Genomic DNA, 20,881 nt, shown 5'->3' on the forward strand with positions numbered 1-20,881 from the left:
GTTGAGAGGGTGCTCATGGATCTGGACGCCAACAACCAGCAGACGGGGGACACCCCCCGTCGCCGGGTTACCTTACCGTTCGGATTCGTAAGCCAAAATGGCCGCAACCTCCGTAGTGCCCGATCGGATACGCAGCTCGCACAGCGTGCTACGGGTTATCCATGCCAGTGATATTACCGTGGCACAAATAACCACCAGTTTTAACAGGCTCCGTTTGTTCGGCATCATGCCTTCTTCTCCTTGCCTCGCGGCGGGTAAGAGGCTAACTTAACGTTGCTGGCGTTAGAGTAGGCCTCGGGTTGATGGATATCGACTCGGGGCTTTTCTCTTTGTACCTTTCACGCAGGCTCTAGATACAAAGATCCAGAGCACCCGCGCGCAGTATATTCATCCTCCCCGTTATCCCGATTCCTTTTTACTGACTCCGTTTCATTTCTGCGCAAAATTGCGCAAAGGCGTTGCAACAGACTGAAAATCGCCGCATGGATGGCGAAAAATGAAATAAAAAAAGCGGCCCCCATACGATGGGAGCCGCTTTTTCAACGAGGCGTGGCCAAGCGTCAGGCGTGTTTCTTGGCCGCCTGCAGGTACAGCATCTCCAGACCCAACGTCGCCGCGGCCAGCGCGGTGATCTCGGACTGGTCATACGCCGGCGCCACTTCCACTACGTCCATGCCGACGATGTTCAGCGACTGCATGCCGCGCACCAGTTTCAGCGCGCGATCGGAGGTCAAGCCGCCGATCACCGGCGTGCCGGTGCCCGGTGCGAACGCCGGATCCAGGCAGTCGATGTCGAAGGTCAGGTACACCGGCATATCGCCGACGATGCCCTTGATCTGGGTCAGCAGGTCGTCCACGCTGCGATCGTTCACCTGCGCGGCGTCCAGCACGGTAAAGCCGTTGTCGTGATCGAACTCGGTGCGAATGCCGATCTGCACCGAATGATGCGGGTCGATCAGGCCTTCGTTCGGCGCATGGTAGAACATGGTGCCGTGGTCGAACTTGCTGCCGTTGGCGTAGGTATCGGTATGGGCGTCGAAGTGCACCAGCGCCAGCTTGCCGAAATGCTTGGCGTGCGCACGCAGCAGCGGCAGGGTGACAAAGTGGTCGCCGCCGAACGAGAGCATGCGCTTACCGGCTTTCAGCAGTTTCTCCGCGTGCGCCTGCAGCTTGTCGCTCATGTCCTGCGCATCGCCGAAGTTGAACACGATGTCGCCGCAGTCAACCACGTTCAGGCGATCGCGCAGATCGAAGCTCCACGGCCAACGGTTGCCTTCCCAGGCCAGGTTGGTGGACACCTGACGGATGGCCGCCGGGCCATGGCGGCCGCCGGCGCGACCGGAGGTCGCCATGTCAAACGGAATGCCGGTGATGACCCACTCTGCATCGCTGTCGTAAGGCATGAAGTTCAGCGGAAAGCGCAGGAAACCAAAGGCGTTGGACACTAATGAATTATCGGACTGATGGCCTAAGGTGCTCATAGTAAACCCTCGTAGTTCAACAAGTTGCCGGGCGCAGACGCCGGGCCGTGACAAAAAAAAATCCCTCCCGCGTCGTTAGCCCGACGAGAAAGGGATTTGTTCGATGTGTGTTTCGGTGCTACCGATACGGCAGATTATGGCCGCATTTTGTTCATGCTTCAAGGGGGCATAGCTTCGTGCCCAAGAACAGATGCGGAACGCTGCTTGCGCAGTTCTCCACTTTATGCAGGGACCATAAAATGGTGACGTTGTTCGCGGACCACTCCAGACTCCCATCCCTGTAGCGACTACAGCTTTGCGCTGTTGAAACAGACATGCGTTTATGTTTTTCCGGCTCACGCCTAGTCGGCAAGAACGAATCGGGTCAACGATTTCTATTGAAGAGACATCAGGCGTTTACTCAATCTCGTTCAATGCCGCATCAGGCACCCAATAAGCACCAGGTTTATTAGGGATAGTTATGTGTTTTCGATATTGCTGGAATCCTTTCCTTCTATCAGTGATAGAAACCTCAATGCCGGCAGGAAGTGCAATGACAGAATGCTCTGATAATAAAGGAGATAATTCCGATGTATTTCCAGATTCGATAATAGAGGTCATTTTTCTATAAGACTCAGCGTTGAGCGCGGCATAGTATCCTGATTTAGTCACCACTGTATTTCCGTCTTGGCAGGCTGCAACGACTGGCCCCGTGAAACCTAACAGAGCAAACATACCAATTACAGTATTTTTCATTTTGATCTCTCTTTGTATGACTTAAGGATATTCCCGGTGAGTATGTAGCACACGTAAAATCTCCATTTACAACTCATTGACATGGTAAATAATAATATAGTTAGGGTGAATAATAATTTCCCGTGAACCAGTCCCCCTGCCAAAGCGATAAAGATAAGGGTGCTGAGGCAGATTCTCGAAGCATGTACAATTTGGCTGTGCAACTTTCTACTCGCAGCTGGGTTATATTGGTCAATATAATCAATGATCTCTGCCATCGCTTCATCATGTGGGATACCAGGACGTGGCTCGTCCAATGCCGCCTGTACTTTGGCGCGAAACCAACTGTCGTAACTATCTACCCTCTCTTGCGTCTCAAATTCTGACACGATGAGGGACAGCTTGGTTATCATTGTGCCTGACTCCTTATGCTGCTGAAGTTTTAACCAGAATAGCCTGTTCTGCCCCCCCTCCCCCAGTCACTTACTGGAGTAGGCGTCTGGCAACTCGCTCCGTTGCCGCCGCGCTGTGGCGCGAATTATTTTAGGTAGTTTTACTTTGCTATCAATAACATCAGCCCGACAGTTTTTACGCCATCGGGCCGGGTAACTCACTGGTAATACAAGTCAGTTTGGGTAGTCAGACTGGCCGTACAGGGCGTCACTTTATCGCTCAGAAAAACAGTAAGTAACACTTAAACCCAGCACCATAACCCCTACATATTGATGGATTTAAACCTCTCCCCCCTAACTCCACGTTACCTACCTATAGACAAGACTAATCTGCACGGTAGCATTAGCGCTACCAGGAACAATATCCCTATTGGATCCCGAAGTATAATACCCCGTATAAAACCCTAACGTAGCCTCACCTAAAGAGTCAGGGACAAATCCAGCCCTTTCCTCCCCAGGGCCTATTCGGTTAAAATACCCAGATTCATCATAGGTACCTATGACGATATGAACTCCCTTCGCCGTGGATTCCTTATCTAAATAAAAATATTGTCCATATATAGAATTCAACCCAGAACCATCAAAGCGAATACCAACACGAGCACTACCATCTGTCGGACATCCAGTAGCCTTAAGCTTAAAATATAAAGTTGGATAAACATATGATGAATGAATAACATCATTCCGGTGAACATTCCCTAATGGTACGGTCATTGTTTTACTCTCGCCTGTCAAATTACAACTAGCATGAATAAATGTTGCCTCAGCTTTTAATGTAGCATCTGAAGCCCAGGCAGAGAATACTGCTCCGAAGCAGCTTAACAACAAACCGTAAATTACTTTTTTCATTATAGCCCCCTTACAGTGTAGTTACACCATCTAGAATAAATTAGTTATATGCAACAGAAAGCTGGATATTGACATTAGCCTTCCCAACTGTAATAACTTTATTTTTCTCCAGGCGAGTAACTGCAATACCAAATAGAATATCACTTCTACTCCCCACTCCTGTTTTTAGTCCAGTCGCTTGTAAATATTCATTAGGTCTAACATATTGATAATTCTTATTGTCATATATATAAAACGCTACATTACTCGCTGCGCCAGGCTGATCATGATTGTCCGGTACAAAATACCGTCCATCATAAGATGAAGCATTACCTTCAAATTTAATACGCACAGAATCCACAGGGCAGTCCCATAATTTAATCGTCTTCTCTTCTGACGAGGAAGCGAAACCCGATATAGAATTACCCAGCCGTGTACCAAAATCTACGATGATACTCTTGGACTCATCGTCTACCCGGCACGTTCCTTCCCGTACCTGACCAGTCACATTAATATTCCCATCCGCCGCCTGCAGCGGCGGTGCCAGCATGGCGGCGCCGAGCAGCGTCAAGGGCAGTGCTATTTTTCTCATCATTATCTTCATCCTTATTGGTAGGTGAGGCTAAAGGTCGCCACCGCGTTGGCCTCGCCGGCGGCGATCTGCGGTTGCGTTTGGTAATAACGGGCGCTGAACGGGTAGCTGCGCAGCCCCTGTGGGGCGGTTTCCAGCGCCAGCCGTTCCCCCAGCGCCAGCGGCGCGCCGCGGTAGAGCAGCTGCACCCCCACACCACGCGCGCTCTCCTGCGCTTCGGGGTGGGTCAACGCCAGCACTCCGGGCGCGTCGCCGCCTGCGGCGATGCCGTCGAACTGAACATTGACCCGGGCGCCGGCGTCGCAGGCCAGATCCAGCAGGAACGGCTGCTCGCCGCGCGTGCTGCCCACGCCGCGAAAATCGCTGCGCGCCACCTCGCCCAATGCCACCGTGCGATGGCGGCCGCCCTGCAGCTCGCAGGCCAACCGGGTAATAGCGACCGGTTTTTGCAGGGCGATATCCAGCACCGGCAGCCCATTAACCGTGCGCCGAGCCAGCGTTTCCGTCGTCAACACGCCGGAGACCAGCGGCCCGGTCACCACCAGCCGCAGGCTGATTTGCCGTTTTCCGGCGGCAATGGCGCCGCTCGCCGGCCAGCCATCTCTGAAAGCGGCATCGGTATCCAGCGCATAGCCCAGCCCGCTAATCGTGGTGCCGTAGACCGCGCTGTTGCCGCTTTTCAACCCACTGTCGCCGCCCTGCAGATTCAGCCGGGCGTCCTTCGCCTCCGCGCAGGGCGCCAGCGACGCGGCCTGCTGCACCTGGCGCGTGCCCTGCCACACCACGCTGCCGACCGGCAGATCGCGTTGCAGCGTCTGCGGCGGAATGTCGAACAGCAGCCGTTCCGGGTTGCCGGCCGGCAGGCATTCCGCTCCCCAGGCGCCGCCCGCCGCCCACAGCCCGCACAGGCCGAGCATCCATACTCCCGCTTTCATCCTTTGCTCCTTAACGGCACTCGGCCGCTATCTCTGGGATCTCCGGGCCGGCCGTTTCCGGCAGGCCGTAGACGACCTGGCATTGCTGGTCCGGTTGTTTGCCCCACTGCACGTGCAGCATGCCGTTGGCCGGCATGCCGGCCAGGAACAGCTGCCCGCCGTCGCCGACGATGCTGCCGTCACCGCCTGCGCCTGCCAGCGTGGCGATCGCACCAAACGGCACCGGCCGGCCGTCGGCGCGCGTCAGCGTCATCATCATCCGTGCACCGACCTTGGTTTGATAATCCGCCAGCACCACCGCGCCGCGGGTCGGGATCACCGTCTGGCTGGTCAGCCCCAGCTCCACGTCGTCCGCGAGGGTGGTCGGATCCAGTGCAATCGCGTTCTGGCGATAGGCGGAGAGGTAAGGCACCACCGCATAGCCGCGGCTATCGGTTTTCACCCCCACCTGATTCACCACGCTGACCCCGCCGGCACCCGGCGCGCGCACCAGCGCCACCGTATCGTTAAGCGGTTGCGACAGCGTCACCCCGCCGGCATGCAGCAACACCCCGCCCTGAACGTCGTAATTCAGCCGCTGGCGCTGGCCGTCGTGGCTCAGCCCGGCGCCGAGCAGCGCCTTGCTGCCGCGATAACCCAGCGTCAGATTGCCATTCTCGCCTTCGCCCTGATTGCCATAGCCGCCGGTTATCCCCCAGTTCAGGTTGTCGCCTTCCAGCGCGGTGCCGTTCAGCCCCAGCGTCTGCAACGTTTTGCCGTTGTTGCTATTGCTGATGCCATAACCGGCCCAGGTGTTGTGTGCCCACAGGTTCAGTGGAATGCTGACATTCAGCGCCACGACGCGATCGGTCTGAGCCTGATAGCTCTGGTTCTGACTGTAGTTAAGGCCATAGCTCACCCCTTTGATGCTGCCGTTGTAGCCCAGGCTGACGGACTGGCGCTTGCCTTGTTCCCCCCAGCGCCGATCTTCCGCCAGGCTCAAGAACAGTGAGCCTGGCAGCGGCCCCAATCCCTGCTGCAGCGAAAGTTCTCTACGGCTGCGGGTCGCGCTGTTGCTTGTCCTATCGCGGGGTTGCATCGCCTGTTGCAACGTGGTGTAGCCTTCGCTGGCATGGCGATAACCGGCCAGGCTCAGCTGGGTGCCGGTGAGCGGGAAGCTTTTTTCATAGCGCAGGCGCCACATGTTGCCCTGCCGATCGTCCCCCTGAACGGCCTCCTCCGGCCGCCGGGCCCAGCTTTGCGTCATATCCAGCGACAACGCGCCGGCGCGGCCCAGGTTTTGCCCCACGCCCAGCGCCAGCGAACGGTAACGATTGGCCCATTGGCCACCGCCATACAGCGTGGCGCCGAGCGGCAGGCCGTAGATCAGCGTGCCCTGCATAAACTTCTCGTCATCGGCGCTCGCGTCCTGCGCACGGTATTGCCCGGCGGCCAGGCCGTAGCTGAGCCGCCCTTCGCGCTGCAGCACCGGCAGCGAGGCAAACGGCACCAGCAGGCGCTGTTCCGTACCGTCGCTTTCCTTGATGGTGACATCCAGATCGCCGCTGCCGGAAACCGCATACAGATCGCTGATTTCAAAGGCGCCCGGCGGCACATAGCGCTGATCGACCACCACGCCGTTCTGGCGAATGATCACCTCCGCATTGCTTTTGGCGATGCCGCGCACCACCGGCGAGTAGCCGCGCAGGCTGTCCGGGTACATCTCTTCCACCGAGACCAGCTGTACGCCGCGCAGCGGCAGCGAATCGAAGATATCGCCCGGCGTAGTGGCATCGCCCAGCGTCAACAGCCCGTTCAGCGGGGTGATGTCTCGCTGTACATAGCTGTTCAACGTGCGCCAGTGCGCCTCTCCCTGACCGTTCCGGTTCCACACGCCGTCATGCCGCAACCGCCAGGCGCCCCAGTTGGCGCCGTTGCGCAGGTTGACGAAATAGCTGCTTTCATTGCCGCCCCTCTGCCGGCTGCGATCGTGCGCCCCACGCAGGGTATAGTTGCTCAGCAATGCAGGAATGCCGCTGTCCCACTGCTCCGGCGGCACATAGCCGCGCGCCTGGCGTTTTAACGCCGCCTGCGGGATGCTCAGCTTCAACTGCTGTTGCTCGAACAGCAGTTCCGTTCGGGCGCCGGGAATGGCCTGCGGCAAGTTGATGCACGCATCGGAGGGTTGCAGCGCGGGAAAGGCGGCCAGATCCACGCCAAAGCCCTGCAGATCTTCCCATTTCAGACAAGGCACCAGACGTTCTTTGCCCTGTTCGTCCGGCTGCAGAGAAAAGGCCAGCGTGCGGGTATCCAGCCGCTGCTCGTTGAGGAACAGATCAACGCGATACTCCCCCGGCGGCTGTTTCTCCTCATCGGTGAACAGCGCCAGATCCACTTCGGTTTGCGGCGTATTGCCTATCTGCAATAAAGCCGAGCTAAAACGGTATTCCGCCTGCGCTACGCCGCTGTACATCAGCAGGCCGGCAAGTTGCCAGGCCAACGGCGTCAGCCGATATTCGCTGCGCCGCCCAGATAGGCAGCGCGCTGTTTTGCTGTTCATGTTTCACATCCCTGTTCACACCGCGCCCCTGGCTATCAACCGAGCCATCACAACGCTTGTTGGTGCTGAGCGCTCAGGCCGCCGTAGTCGTTGATCACCTGCCAGCTCACCTGTTTGCCGGTGGCTGAAGGCGGCAGGGTATAGGCCAGCGTGGCGAACGGCGCCACCATCTGCGGCTCCTTGATTTTTTCACCGGCGACCGAGACCGTAGAGAAACTCAGGTAGTAGGGGGAATCATTGATCGCTTTCAGCGTGTTGCCGCTGCGCTCCCAGCGCACTTTCCCGGCCGCCTCTTCCGGCGAGCCGGGCAGCGACGCCGGGCGATAGAACAGTTTGATGCGGGTACGCACCGCGATTTGCAGGTGGTTGCCTTTGCCTTCCGCCTCCGGTGGCACCGTTTTGACGCTGAACCAGAATACCGACTCGCGATCCTCCGGCAGCGGCTGGGCGGTTTTCACCACCCGCAGCGTATTCTCTTTGCCACCGTTCAGGCGAAACAGCGGCGGCGTGACCAGGAACGGCGCCTTGACGTTGCCTTCCAGATCCGCATTGACCCACGATTGCACTAAGTAAGGGATGTCGTCCGGATTTTTTACCGTGATGGTCGCTTCTTTCTTGCCGCCGGGATACACCAACCGGGTGCCGCCGATCACCACGCCAGCAGCAGCCTGAAAACTATTGATTAACAGCGCGGCGCACAGCGCCAAATAGACAGCCTTCATTATTGTGCATTCCCTTGATGTTGTGATTAAGTCGTTCTATTAACAAGTTACCGCCACAGAATGCGTATTCCGTCGATCAATAAAGCCAAGTCAGATAGATTAGTTATACAAAACGCTGAATTGTATAGTGGCGTTAGCCGCACCGGCGGTGACTTTATCTGTTGATCTGTAGCGTGCCGCAAAAGACAGGCGATTCTCACCCTCATTCAGCGAAAATTTCTCCGAAGTACCACCAGGTACAATCGATTGTTTTCCCCAACCACTCTCACTTATTGCAATAAGTTCTAAGGCTATACCAGTGGCGCCGCCAGAGATAAGTTGGAATAGATTTTTATTGTTGGAATCTGCCTCGCCATCCAGCTGTACAGTAGCCACCTTGGTATTTGCCGGACAATCTTTAAGCTCCAAGAAGAACGCTGTTGCATAACCCCAATCTCCCACGTGTTCAAAATCAGCCGCAGCCGCGTCCCCCAGACGCACATCCAGAGTTGGGCTCACCACACAAGCGTTATCAACAATTTTTCCAGTAACGTTAATCACACCATCGGCAGCAAACGCAGAGGAGCAGAGCGCCGTACACGCCAGCATAGAAGCAACCAGATACTTTTTCATCGAAGTCCCCTAAAACACATTTTTGTTTTTCAAATACCCCACTCCTCACCCGCAAAAGCCTTCCGCCCGATGAGAATTTAACGAATTACCGGCGAAAACGTGTTTCACCGGTAAATTAACGCCGGATAGAAAATTAGTTATACGCAACGCTGAATTGAATAGTCGTGTTAGCATCACCGGCGGTGACTTTATCCGTTGATTTATAAGCCGCCTCGAATGTCAATACATTGTCACCCTCATACAGCTTGAATTCCTTGGTGCTGCCCGGCCCCATCCTTTCACCTGGCGCAGCAATACGCAGCGCCAGGCCAGTTGCACCGCCGTCATTCAGTTTGAACAGCTCAGTGTTGTTGTCGTCCGCCGCGCCGTCCAGGGTCACTTTGGCACTGCTCAGGTTAGCCGGGCAATCTTTCAGCTCCAGATCAAATTTCCGGGCACCGGATTCATCTCCCACATTCTTAAACGCCGCCGCCGCCACATCCCCCATCTGCACGTTCAGCGTCGGGTTAACCACACAGGCGTTATCGATGATTTTACCGGTGAAGTTAATCACGCCATCAGCGGCAAACGCCGAGGAAGAGATCGCCGCACAGGCCAGTGCGGAAGCTACCAGATACTTTTTCATATAAGTCCCTTATATTATTTAAACCACTAAGTTATATGTCGATATACATAATTGATCGTGGCGTGAACACCACGCTTACTGCGCATCGCTATTACCGATGGCAATATATTATGCATCACGCACGATAATATGGGCGCCATGCATGAAGTCATCATTATAAAACCTAAGGAATGTCATTAGTACTCAGAAGCCCACCAAGGATACTAAGACATTTTAAAAAATGAATTCAACCAAAAATAAAAAATGAACAGAAAACAGGACCGCACATCATAATTAACGAATTTACTTTTTTAAAAAATCAGAATCATGCCCTATCAACAGGAACACCTAAATATAGAAAAAATACAACTCACTATAAAACAAGGAGATTAGCATCGCTCACAAAAAGACTAAACCATATGCATAATGAATTAAAAAATTAAAACCATCACAAGTACAACAAATAATGAAAGATAAACTGATCAATTATCGTATTTATAATGAATACCAATAACTAATATTGATTATATTTTTTAATTTAAAAATCTAATTTGTGAATGAAAAGGTTAATTTCAGAGATTTCTTGTATTTAGGAAGTGAATTTATTGGAAGGATAACTTCAATAAAAAAGATGAAAGAAAACAGACTTTTCGTAACGCGTTGAGCTCACTGCTGCAGAGTTAGGCGTGGTATCAGGGCGGCAAAAGCCCGGTACGCTCTGCGCCGCCGTTCGAACGGCAGCATAGCTGTCTGCAACCTACACGCCATCCGTAACATAGTCGTGCAACAGAAAAGAAAAGGCCAGGCGCCTTAACGACGCCCGGCCTTTCTTCATTTCATCACTCGTCTTCCAGATACGTATAACCGTACAGACCGGCCTCAAACTCTTCCAGGAACTGCGCCTGCAGCTCGCTGTCCAGATCGGTTTCTTTGACCTGATCGCGGAACTTGGACAGCAGCGCGCTCGGATCGAGCTGCACATACTCCAGCATGTCCGCCACGGTATCGCCCTCGTCAGACAGCTCGGTCTCGACGCTGCCGTCCGGGAACACGTACACGTCAACCGAGGCGGTGTCGCCGAACAGGTTGTGCATGTTGCCAAGGATCTCCTGGTACGCGCCGACCATGAAGAAGCCCAACGCCGGCGGGTTCTCCGGATCGTACGGCGGCATCGGCATGGTGGTCGCCACGCCGTCGCCGTCGACGTAATGATCGATGGTGCCGTCGGAGTCGCAGGTGATGTCGAGCAGCACCGCACGGCCTTCCGGCGGCTTATCCAGCCCTTCCAGCGGCAGCACCGGGAACAGCTGGTCGATGCCCCATGCATCCGGCATCGACTGGAACAGCGAGAAGTTGACGTAGAACTTGTCCGCCATGCGCTCTTGCAGTTCGTCGATGATAGGACGGTGCGCGCGGTTGCTCGGATCGAGCTGCTGCTGGATCTTGTTGCAGATGTTCAGATACAGCTGCTCGGCCCAGGCGCGCTTGGTCAGGTCCAGCATGCCGTGCGCGTATTGGGTATGCACGTCGTGCAGATCCATCTGGCTGTCGTGCAGCCATTCGCGCAGCGAGCGGCGGTTCTCCGGCTCGTTCATTTCCAGCCAGGTTTCCCACATGCTTTCCAGCGCGCGCGGCGCGTCGGCTTCCGGCGGCTGCGGTTCGCTGAACTCGTTGCGCTCGACGCCAATCACGTTGGAGACCAGCACCGTGTGGTGCGCGGTCACGGCGCGACCGGACTCGGTGATCACCGTCGGGTGCGGCAGGCCGTGTTCGTTACAGGCGTCGCCGATGCCCCAAATCACGTTGTTGGCATATTCGTTCAGGCCGTAGTTGACCGAGCAATCGGACTGCGAACGGGTGCCTTCGTAGTCGACGCCCAAGCCGCCGCCCACGTCGAAGCACTGAATGTTGACGCCCAACTTGTGCAGCTCAACGTAGAAGCGCGCCGATTCGCGCACGCCGGTGGCGATGTCGCGAATATTGGCTAGCTGCGAACCCAAATGGAAGTGCAGCAGCTGCAGGCTGTCGAGGCGGCCCGCTTCACGCAGGGTCTCCACCAGCTTCAGCACCTGCACCGCCGCCAGACCGAACTTGGATTTTTCGCCGCCGCTCGACTGCCATTTGCCGGAGCCTTGCGATGCCAGACGCGCACGCACGCCCAGGCGCGGTATGACGTTCAGCCGCTCGGCCTCTTCCAGCACCAGGTTGATCTCGGACATCTTCTCGATCACCAGGTACACCTTGTGCCCCAGCTTTTCCCCGATCAGCGCCAGACGAATATATTCACGATCTTTATAACCATTACAGACGATCACCGAGCGGGTCATGCCGGCATGCGCCAGCACCGCCATCAGTTCGGCCTTGGAGCCGGCTTCCAGCCCCAGCGGTTCGCCGGAGTTCACCAGCGATTCAATCACGCGGCGGTGTTGGTTCACCTTGATCGGATACACCAGGAAATAACCGCCCTGGTAGCCGAAGGATTCACGCGCGCGTTTGAACGCGGCGTTGATAGAGCGCAGGCGATGCTGAAGGATCTGCGGGAAGCAGAACAGCGCCGGCAGACGTTGGCCGTCTTGCTGGCGCGTTTTCACCAGTTCTGCCAGATCGACGCGCGCCTGCGGGACATCCGGGTCCGGGCACACGCTGATATGGCCCAGCTCGTTGACGTCATAGTAATTGTTGCCCCAGTAGGCGACGTTATAAGTACGCAGCATCTTGCTGGCATTACGATCATTCATGGCAACCTCCTGCATGGAGCGCAAAGATAAAGACTCGCCCGCAACCGGCGGGCGGTGAATCAACAGATCATCAGACATGGTTCGCCTCACATTCCGCACTGACGAAACCGTCAGCCACTATCGCAGCTACAACCCGCGAGAACAACCCAACAAGCCGCGCCGGCGGCAGCGAAGAGAACTGCCGTTCGCGGTCAGCGATCGGTTTATCACTCATATAATTGTAAGACACCCTGTTCAAACCTCGTGAATCGGGCCAAGAAACATCCCACAGGAAGGCTGCAGGCTACCCTTGTTCAGTTCTTCAGACGACCGTTAGCCGGCCCGAGAATCCTGAGTAGCGGCCAAGTGTTTATCGCACCTGGTAAGTGACAGAGAGACAAGACGGGAAATAGCAGAAGAATGTGCGCCAGAACGGCACTGCTGTTGGGAACCAACAACCGGTAGACAACGGATCATTAATCCAACCACCTCCACGCGCGCCGTTCACAGTGAACGACCCAGCCTCTAAAATAGTGTAAGAACGTGACCGTTCGATGAAGCGGCGGCGCCACGGCGAACGCCCGCGACGGATAATAGCGCAACGCCGGCGAATGCAAAGCGGAAGTTTATCACACCTTCCCCAGCGCCAATCGCCGTACTGTGCAGCAAATGAACCGCGCGCGCAGTTTATACCGGTAAGAAGGTGAAAAAGCAAAATGAAAATTCGCCGAAAACTGTTTCAAGCGATGAAAATGGCGCCAACCCGTTTGCGTAAAAGAGCGAAAGCGCAAAAAATTACTGGCAATCTGGCTAAACCCTGACCTAAAATAGACGTCCAGATGTTAATCCATCTATACTGGTTAACTGATAAACTGCTTAACGGCTTTGCCTGAGGGGCGTTGCAGGATGCATCTCGCGCCATCAGCGGAAGACCCTTCGCTTCGATGCCGGATCTCCAGCGCTGTGCAGTAATTTCTAACCCGTCTTATGCAAGGTAAAGAACACAATGGCTAAACACCTCTTCACGTCCGAATCCGTCTCCGAAGGACATCCCGATAAAATCGCCGACCAGATCTCCGATGCCGTCCTCGACGCCATCCTGGAACAAGATCCGAAAGCGCGCGTCGCCTGCGAAACTTACGTGAAAACCGGTATGGTGCTGGTCGGCGGTGAAATCACCACCAGTGCCTGGGTCGATATCGAAGAGATTACCCGCAAGACCGTGCGCGAGATCGGCTACGTTCATTCGGACATGGGCTTTGACGCCAACTCCTGTGCAGTCTTGAGCGCCATCGGCAAACAATCCCCGGACATCAATCAGGGCGTTGACCGTACCGATCCTCTCGAGCAGGGCGCCGGCGATCAGGGCTTGATGTTTGGCTACGCCACCAACGAAACCGACGTGCTGATGCCTGCACCGGTCACCTACGCGCACCGTCTGGTGCAGCGCCAGTCCGAAGTGCGCAAAAACGGCACCCTGCCGTGGCTGCGCCCGGATGCGAAGAGCCAGGTGACCTTCCAGTACGACGACGGCAAAATCGTCGGCATCGACGCCGTGGTGCTGTCCACCCAGCACTCAGAAGACATCTCGCTGAAAGATCTGCAAGAAGCGGTGATGGAAGAGATCATCAAGCCGGTACTGCCGGCGGAATGGCTGACGGCGGGCACCAAATACCACATCAACCCGACCGGCCGTTTCGTTATCGGCGGCCCGATGGGCGACTGCGGCCTGACCGGCCGTAAGATCATCGTCGACACCTACGGCGGCATGGCTCGCCACGGCGGCGGCGCCTTCTCCGGTAAGGATCCGTCCAAGGTTGACCGTTCCGCGGCTTACGCGGCGCGCTACGTGGCGAAAAACATCGTTGCCGCCGGCCTGGCCGATCGCTGCGAGATTCAGGTGTCTTACGCTATCGGCGTAGCGGAACCGACCTCCATCATGGTGGAAACCTTCGGTACCGAGAAAGTGCCAACCGAACAGCTGACGCTGCTGGTGCGCGAATTCTTCGATCTGCGCCCATACGGCCTGATCCAGATGATGGATCTGCTGCAGCCGATCTACCGCGAAACTGCCGCCTACGGCCACTTCGGCCGCGAGCACTTCCCGTGGGAAGCGACCGACAAAGCCGCACTGCTGCGCGATGCCGCCGGCCTGAAATAAGCCCCGACATCAACATGAAAACGGCGAGCCTGGGCTCGCCGTTTTTTTTGAGCAGATGGGTGCTCCTGGATCAACGCATCGACTGCCGGCCAGCGGAGGCAAAGCCCCCGCCGCCGGGTTGCCTTACCGTTCGGATTCGTAAGCCAAAATGGCCGCAACCTCCGTAGTGCCCGATCGGATACGCAGCTCACACAGCGTGCTGCGGGTTATCCATGCCAGTGATATTACCGTGGCACAAATAACCACCAATTTTAACAGGCTCCGTTTGTTCGGCATCATGCCTTCTTCTCCTTGCCTCGCGGCGGGTAAGAGGCTAACTTAACGTTGTCGTGCGTTAGAGTAGGCCTCGGGTTGATGGATATCGACTCGGGGCTTTTCTCTTTGTATCTTTCACGCAGGCTCCAGAGACAAAGATCCAGAGCACCCGCCCGCAGTATATTCACCTCCCCCTCTCTTCCCGCGTTCCTTTTCACGTTAAATGTCTTTCTTGCGCAGCGGCACGCAACGCCTTGCAAAGCGTTGAAAAAAGGCCCAGCAACGCAGGGCCATTGAGGGCGGAGAAAGCAAAGTAGGGCTGAAGCTTACGACGTCTGCTTACGCAACAGATAAACGAAGTACGGCGCACCGATAAAGGTCGCCAATAACCCGGCGGGGATCTGATACGGGAACAGCAGCATACGCCCGCACCAGTCGGCAAACACCATCAGCAAGCCGCCCAGCAGCGCGGCGATCACCATCTGCGGCAGCGCGCGGCGGAAGCCCAGCATACGCGCCATATGCGGCGCCATCAGCCCGACAAAGCTCAGCGGCCCGACGGTCAGGGTCGCCATGGCGGTCAGGGTGGCAGCCAGCAACAAAATGGTCAACCGCGCCGGCGTCAGCGCAATGCCCACCGAGCGGGCGGTGGCGCCGCCGAGCGGCAGGATGGTCAACCAACGGCGGCACAGCGGCGCCAATACCATCAGGCCGGCGGCCACCAGAGCGGTACGCAGCGCCTGCGCCGGCTCCACCGAATAGGTCGAACCGGAGAGCCAGGTCAGCAAGCCCCCCATACGCGGATCGCCGCTGGCCAACAGCAGGAAGATGACGGTAGTAAAGGCGGTGCTGAGCGCGATACCGGCGAGCAGCATGCGTTCCGTCGAGAAACCGCCGCGGCCTGCGGCGATCATGATGATCAGCAGCGTAGCGGCCGCTCCCAAACTGCCGGCGGGCAGCAGCCAAACGAAGGCGTCGCCCGGCACCATAAACAGCATCATCACGACGCCAAAAGCGGCGCCGGAGCTGATCCCCAACACTTCCGGGCTGGCCATCGGGTTGCCGGTCAATTTCTGGATCAACGTGCCGGCGACCGCCAGCATCATGCCCGCCGCCAGCGCCGACAGCACCCGCGGCCAGCGCCACGGCAGCAGGGAATCCAGCTCCGCACCCAGGCTCCAGTGCCAACCGCCGGCATTTTTGCCCAGCATCAGCGCCAGCGTCAGACCGATCAGCAATACGAGGCCACCCAGCAGGATCCAGCCGGGCAGATTCCCGCGCTCGGCAGGCACCTTGTCGCCAAGGTTCATCGGCGGCGGCGTGGTGGCGCTGCGCAAACGCGGCAACAGCCACAGCAGCAGCGGTGCGCCGAACAGCGCAGTGGCCGCGCCGGTCGGGATCTCACGCCACACCTGCGTCACCCCGAGCATCACCTGATCGGTCAGCCACAGCAGCAGCGCCCCCAGCAACGGCGCCAACATCATGCGGTGCGCCAGGCGGCGCGCGCCCAGCATCTTCGCCATCAGCGGCGCAAACAGGCCGATAAAGCCGATAATGCCCACCGCACTCACCAACATGGCGCTGAAGATAATGGCCAGCCCCAAGGCGCAGAAGCGCGCCATCGATAGCCCCAACCCCAGGTTGCGCGCCACGCCGTCGTCCAGCCCCAGCAGCGTCAGCGGGCGCAGCAACAGCGCCGCCAGCAGGCCTGCCACCAGCAAACGCGGCAGGAGGAACTGTACGGCGCTCCAATCCTGTTGGTTCAGCGCGCCGGTGCCCCACAGGAACATGCCCTGCAGCTGATCGTAATGAAACAGCGCCAACAAGCTGTTGACCGCGCCGCAGTACAGTCCCAACACCAGCCCGGCCAGAATCAGCGTCACCGGCGACATCCGCTTGCCCCAGGCGACGCCGAACACCAGCCCGCCCACCACAATCGCACCCACCATAGCGGCCAGCTGGCGGGTAAATTCGCCCCCCGGCAGCACCCACAGCGTGGCGATGGTCAGGCCGAGCTGCGCACCGGCGGCCACGCCGAGCGTCGACGGTTCCGCCAACGGATTGCGCAACACCTGCTGGAACAGCACGCCGACCAACCCCAGGCCGGCGCCGGCCAACAGCGACACCGTCAACCGAGGCAGCAGGCTGTAATGGAACAGCATTTGCCGCACGTCGTCGATGTCCGGCGCGCTGAGCGCCCGTGCCCATTGCGCCGGCGGCAGCTGCTGCGTCAGGTTGTATATCGTCAGGCCACCTGCCGCCGCCAGCAACAGCAGGATCAGCGTCAGCGGTAATTTCCGGATGCCAGCATTCATGCCGCACTCTCCTGAGCCTGTGCCAACAGGCGGCAAAACCGCATCGTCGACAGCGTAGCACCGTAGAACCACACCGCCGGCACCTGCCGCAGCTGGTTTTGCCGCACGAAGGGCAATGACTGCCACAGCGGCGTCGCGCTGACCTTGTCCATCATCGCCTGATTGCCGTGATCGAGATAGATGACTCGGGCGTTACGCACCGTGGCCAACCGTTCAATCCCCACCACCGCCGTGCCCCAAAAGTCGGTTGGCTCCTGCCAGGCATTGCGGATGCCCAGTTGGTCCATCGCTTCCTGGAACAGGCTTTTCTGGCCGATGATCAACGCATGGCGCGTGTCTATCAGGGAAAACAGCAGCAACGGTTGGCGGGTGTAGCTTTGCAGGCGCTGACGCGCGTCCTGCATAAAGCGGTCGAACTGCGCCAGATGGTTTACCGCCCGGCTTTCTATGCCCAACCGCTGGCCCAGCGCCAGCAGCGACTGGCGGGCGACGGTCAGCGGTTTGCCGCTGCCGTCGTTGAAGCCGAAGCTCATAGTTGGCGCGATGGGTTGGATTTTTCGCGGCGTCGGGCCATAGCCCTGCGACAGCAACACCAGCGAAGGCTGGAGCTGCTGCAGCAGTTCGAGATTCGGTTCGGTGCGCTGGCCGACGTCGACCACCGTCGCCGGCAGCTTCGGCTCCGCCACCCACAGGTTGTAGTTATGCACATCGGCCACCGCTAGCGGCGTCACGCCCAATGCCAACAGCAGCTCGATCGGCAGCCATTCCAGCGCCGCAACGCGCGCGATATCCGGCGGCGCCTCCGCCGCCCGCCCGGGCAACGAACCCAACAGCGGCGACAGCGCGAGCGCCATCAACAAACGGCGGCGCAGCGGATCGTGAGAAGAAGTGAATGCAGAGGACATCAGTAGACAAAACTCACCGGCGCGCCGCCGCTCGGATGCGGCAACGTGCCCATAGGAATACCGTAAATTTGCTCCAGCACCGGCCCCTGCATCAGTTCCAACGGGCCGCCCTGGGCAATCATTTCACCGCCGCGCAGCGCCACCAAATGGTCGCAGTAGCGCGCCGCCATATTGATGTCGTGCAGTACGGCGATCACCGTGAGATCGCGTTCGCGGCTCAGGCGCTGGATCAGTGCCAGCACCTCAACCTGATGCGCGATATCCAGCGCCGACGTCGGTTCGTCAAGCAGCAGACAGCGGCTGTCCTGCGCCACCATCATCGCCAGCCAGGCGCGTTGGCGCTCGCCGCCGGACAGGCTGTCCACCAGCCGATTGGCGAACGGCTTCAAGCCCACCAGCGCGATGGCCTCTTCCACCTGTTGACGATCGTTGGCGCCAAAACGCCCCAGCGCGCCATGCCACGGATAGCGGCCGACGGCCACCAGCTCGCGCACCGTCATGCCTTCCGCCGCCGGCAACTGCTGCGGCAGGTAGGCCACCTGGCGGGCGAAGGATTTGCTGTCCCACTGCGCCAACGGCTGCCGATTGAGCAAGACCTGGCCGCCGCTGGGCGCATGGTGCCGCCCGAGCAGTTTCAACAGGGTGGATTTACCGGAACCGTTATGGCCGATCAGGCCGCAGACTTTGCCCTGGGGAAAACTGAGCGACAGCGGTTGCAGCAGCACCCGGCCGGGGACGGCGAAGCTGGCGTTATCCAGCGCAAAGGCCGCGCCGGGATTAAGAAGTTTGTCCTGCATAGATCCTGCTTTGTCCGGGGCGACGCGGCGCCGCCCCGGCTATCCGGTTAGAAACGGAAGGTTGCGGTGGCGACCACCTGGCGTTCTGCGCCCCAGTAGCAGGCGTAGTCGCGGTAGCAGCTCGACACGTAGGTCTTGTCGAACAGGTTGTTGATGTTGACGCCCACGGACGAGCCCGGCAGGCCAAAGCGCGCCAGATCGTATTTAATGGTGGCGTCCACCAGCGTGTAGTCCGGCACCTTGAAGGTGGTGTTATCGCTGTTGAAGCTCGAGCTGGAGCCGACGTAACGCACACCGGAACCCAGCGTCAAACCGCTCACCGCCGTTTCGTGGAAGGTATAATCCGCCCACAGCGACGCCATGTGTTTCGGCACTTCGACGGTCGGTTTGCCCTGATAGGTGTTGTCCTTGGTGTATTTCGCATCGGTGTAGGTATAGGAGGCGATCAGGTTGACGTTGGCATTCAACGCCGCCTTGGCTTCCAGCTCCACACCGCGCGAACGGATCTCGCCGCTCTGCACGCTGAACTGCGCGTTATCCGGATCCGGCGTCAGGTTGTTGTTCTTGGTCAGTTGATACAACGCACCAGTCAGCACGATTGGGCGATCCTTCGGCACGTATTTCACACCGGCTTCATACTGCTTGCCGATCGAGGGCTTAAAGGTCTGGCCATTGATTGACGTATCGAGGGTCGGTTCAAACGACTCGCTGTAGCTGAAATACGGCGTCACGCCGTTGTCGAACAGGTAATTCAATCCGCCGCGCCAGGTAAACTGCCCATCGGAGCGTTCGTTGGTGTACCCGAGAACGCGGTTATTGGCCGACGTTTTCGCCCAGTCATAGCGCCCGCCCAGCGTCAACAGCCACTGGTTCCACTCCCCTTGCTCCTGCACATACAAACCGGTTTGCTCCTGACGGTTCAAGTACTTGTATGGGAAGTTGATATTGACCACATCATTGCCATACTGCGGCCGGGTCATGCTCAGGCCGTCTGTGGAACCATAGTCGGAATTGATATCGTTGCGCATACGCGAATAATCTACGCCAAACAACAGCGTATGGTCGATATCGCCGGTTTTCACCTTCGCCTGCGCCTGAGTATCAACCGCAAAATTGTTCAGGTGCTCTTTCGACTGAACGTAAGCGCGATTGATCGTCGTCGGTGATGATAAGCCGAATCCATAGATGCTCTTCATATCGGTGTCCACCTGCATATAACGCAGGTTCTGGCGCACCGCCCAGGTATCGTTGAAGGCGTGTTCGAAACTGTACCCGATCATCCGCTGCTTGCGCGCCATATAGTTGCTGGCTTCGCCTTCGTTGAAATCGGTCGGCAGTTTGCTGCCGTCCGGCAATGGGATCAGCGTGCCCTGCTTCGGCAACCAGCCGTAATAACCGGTATAGGGATCGTTTTGAATGTTGGCCAGCAGCGTGAAGTTGGTTTTGTCATCCGGGCGCCAGCTAAAGGACGGCGCGATCGCATAGCGCTTCTCTTTGCTCATGTTCTGCTGCGTATCGCTGTCTTTCGCCAGGCCGGTCAGGCGATAGGAATAGATGCCCTGATCGTCCAGCGCGTCGCTGAAATCGAAACCGGTCTGGAACAGGTTATCGGTACCCATTTTGAACTGGATTTCGCGCAGCGGCTCGGTGGTTGGCCGCTTGCTGACCATCGAGACCAAACCGCCCGGGTTGCTTTTACCGTACAGCACCGAGACCGGGCCGCGCAGCAGCTCGGCGCGTTCGAGGAAATAAGGATCGATGGACGCTTCGCTGTAGTTGTCGCCCAGCAACCGCAGGCCATCCAGATACTGGGTGGTGTTGGTAGCCGGGAAGCCGCGGATTGCCACCGCGTCATAGGTCGTGGAGCTGCCGCGGCTGGCGAATACGCCCGGCGCATAGGCCAGAGCACTTTTCACCGTATCCGGCTGGCGCATGTCCATCTCTTCACGCGTCACCACGGAAACGGACTGCGGGTTCTTTTCGATCGGCGTATCGGTTTTGGTGCCGGTGGCGCTACGTTTGGCGACATAGGTGCCGACCGGCCCCCAGGCGCTTTCCTGCTGGGCGGAATTGCTGCCGCCCACAACGGTAATCGTGTCTTCCTTGGCGGCCGGCTTGGCGTCGGCGGAAAAAGCCGGCATCGCCAGCGTGCCTAACGCCGCAGCGACGGTGATCGCTAACGCGCTGACGGGGAGACGGCCCTGCTTGGCCGCGGATGATGAAAGACGCTTGGTCGGCATGATTTATTTCTC

General features: G+C 57.9%; 18 protein-coding genes. 1 reads left to right on the plus strand and 17 read right to left on the minus strand.

Features of this window, described 5'->3' with window-relative positions; genetic code table 11:
* Positions 1-72: 72 nt before the first annotated feature.
* The 12 genes from ACSJLU_RS20685 to speA form a co-directional block, all read right to left on the minus strand.
* On the minus strand, positions 73-225 hold the full coding sequence (locus tag ACSJLU_RS20685) for a Hok/Gef family protein (protein ID WP_004937610.1): 153 nt from the start codon (positions 223-225) through the stop codon (positions 73-75).
* 335 nt (positions 226-560) lie between these two features.
* Positions 561-1,481, minus strand: a complete 921-nt coding sequence (gene speB / locus ACSJLU_RS20690) for an agmatinase (RefSeq protein WP_004937606.1) — start codon at positions 1,479-1,481, stop codon at positions 561-563.
* A 396-nt stretch (positions 1,482-1,877) separates the two neighbouring features.
* A complete protein-coding gene (locus ACSJLU_RS20695; protein WP_380826988.1) occupies positions 1,878-2,216 on the minus strand; it encodes a hypothetical protein in 339 nt (112 codons plus the stop codon).
* The gene (gene relB / locus ACSJLU_RS20700) at positions 2,213-2,608 is read right to left on the minus strand and encodes a type II toxin-antitoxin system RelB family antitoxin (protein WP_380826986.1); all 396 of its coding nucleotides are present in this window, start codon (positions 2,606-2,608) and stop codon (positions 2,213-2,215) included. Before relB ends, ACSJLU_RS20695 begins: the two co-directional genes overlap by 4 nt.
* 348 nt (positions 2,609-2,956) lie before the next feature.
* The gene (locus ACSJLU_RS20705; RefSeq protein WP_197826614.1) at positions 2,957-3,496 is read right to left on the minus strand and encodes a fimbrial protein; all 540 of its coding nucleotides are present in this window, start codon (positions 3,494-3,496) and stop codon (positions 2,957-2,959) included.
* A gap of 40 nt (positions 3,497-3,536) precedes the next feature.
* Positions 3,537-4,070 carry a fimbrial protein gene (locus ACSJLU_RS20710; protein WP_197826615.1) on the minus strand — a complete coding sequence of 178 codons (534 nt, stop codon included), beginning with the start codon at positions 4,068-4,070 and terminating at the stop codon, positions 3,537-3,539.
* 11 nt (positions 4,071-4,081) lie between these two features.
* Positions 4,082-5,002, minus strand: a complete 921-nt coding sequence (locus tag ACSJLU_RS20715) for a fimbrial protein (protein WP_080271271.1) — start codon at positions 5,000-5,002, stop codon at positions 4,082-4,084.
* Positions 5,003-5,012: 10 nt separating this feature from the next.
* The gene (locus ACSJLU_RS20720) at positions 5,013-7,541 is read right to left on the minus strand and encodes a fimbria/pilus outer membrane usher protein (protein WP_025304210.1); all 2,529 of its coding nucleotides are present in this window, start codon (positions 7,539-7,541) and stop codon (positions 5,013-5,015) included.
* 47 nt (positions 7,542-7,588) lie between these two features.
* Positions 7,589-8,263 carry a fimbrial biogenesis chaperone gene (locus ACSJLU_RS20725; protein ID WP_025304211.1) on the minus strand — a complete coding sequence of 225 codons (675 nt, stop codon included), beginning with the start codon at positions 8,261-8,263 and terminating at the stop codon, positions 7,589-7,591.
* A 99-nt stretch (positions 8,264-8,362) separates the two neighbouring features.
* Positions 8,363-8,875, minus strand: a complete 513-nt coding sequence (locus ACSJLU_RS20730) for a fimbrial protein (protein WP_197837559.1) — start codon at positions 8,873-8,875, stop codon at positions 8,363-8,365.
* A gap of 133 nt (positions 8,876-9,008) precedes the next feature.
* A complete protein-coding gene (locus ACSJLU_RS20735) occupies positions 9,009-9,500 on the minus strand; it encodes a fimbrial protein (protein WP_049208784.1) in 492 nt (163 codons plus the stop codon).
* A gap of 818 nt (positions 9,501-10,318) precedes the next feature.
* Positions 10,319-12,295, minus strand: a complete 1,977-nt coding sequence (gene speA / locus ACSJLU_RS20740) for a biosynthetic arginine decarboxylase (RefSeq protein ID WP_004937600.1) — start codon at positions 12,293-12,295, stop codon at positions 10,319-10,321.
* A 907-nt stretch (positions 12,296-13,202) separates the two neighbouring features.
* Here speA and metK point away from each other — a divergent pair.
* Entirely contained in the window at positions 13,203-14,357 is a 1,155-nt protein-coding gene (gene metK, locus ACSJLU_RS20745) for a methionine adenosyltransferase (protein ID WP_016926681.1), read from the plus strand.
* A gap of 123 nt (positions 14,358-14,480) precedes the next feature.
* Here metK and ACSJLU_RS20750 read toward each other — a convergent pair whose 3' ends face one another.
* The 5 genes from ACSJLU_RS20750 to fhuA form a co-directional block, all read right to left on the minus strand.
* Entirely contained in the window at positions 14,481-14,633 is a 153-nt protein-coding gene (locus ACSJLU_RS20750; protein WP_004937610.1) for a Hok/Gef family protein, read from the minus strand.
* Between the two features lie 305 nt (positions 14,634-14,938).
* Positions 14,939-16,927, minus strand: coding sequence for a Fe(3+)-hydroxamate ABC transporter permease FhuB (fhuB, locus tag ACSJLU_RS20755; RefSeq protein WP_025304214.1), 1,989 nt, complete (start codon positions 16,925-16,927; stop codon positions 14,939-14,941).
* On the minus strand, positions 16,924-17,832 hold the full coding sequence (fhuD, locus tag ACSJLU_RS20760; protein WP_049296224.1) for a Fe(3+)-hydroxamate ABC transporter substrate-binding protein FhuD: 909 nt from the start codon (positions 17,830-17,832) through the stop codon (positions 16,924-16,926). Before fhuD ends, fhuB begins: the two co-directional genes overlap by 4 nt.
* Entirely contained in the window at positions 17,832-18,629 is a 798-nt protein-coding gene (gene fhuC, locus ACSJLU_RS20765; RefSeq protein ID WP_099817512.1) for a Fe3+-hydroxamate ABC transporter ATP-binding protein FhuC, read from the minus strand. Before fhuC ends, fhuD begins: the two co-directional genes overlap by 1 nt.
* A gap of 47 nt (positions 18,630-18,676) precedes the next feature.
* On the minus strand, positions 18,677-20,869 hold the full coding sequence (fhuA, locus tag ACSJLU_RS20770) for a ferrichrome porin FhuA (protein WP_043141280.1): 2,193 nt from the start codon (positions 20,867-20,869) through the stop codon (positions 18,677-18,679).
* Positions 20,870-20,881 lie beyond the last annotated feature (12 nt).

Origin of the sequence: Serratia bockelmannii (assembly GCF_051803255.1) — a bacterium.
Classification (GTDB): Bacteria; Pseudomonadota; Gammaproteobacteria; order Enterobacterales; family Enterobacteriaceae; genus Serratia; species Serratia bockelmannii.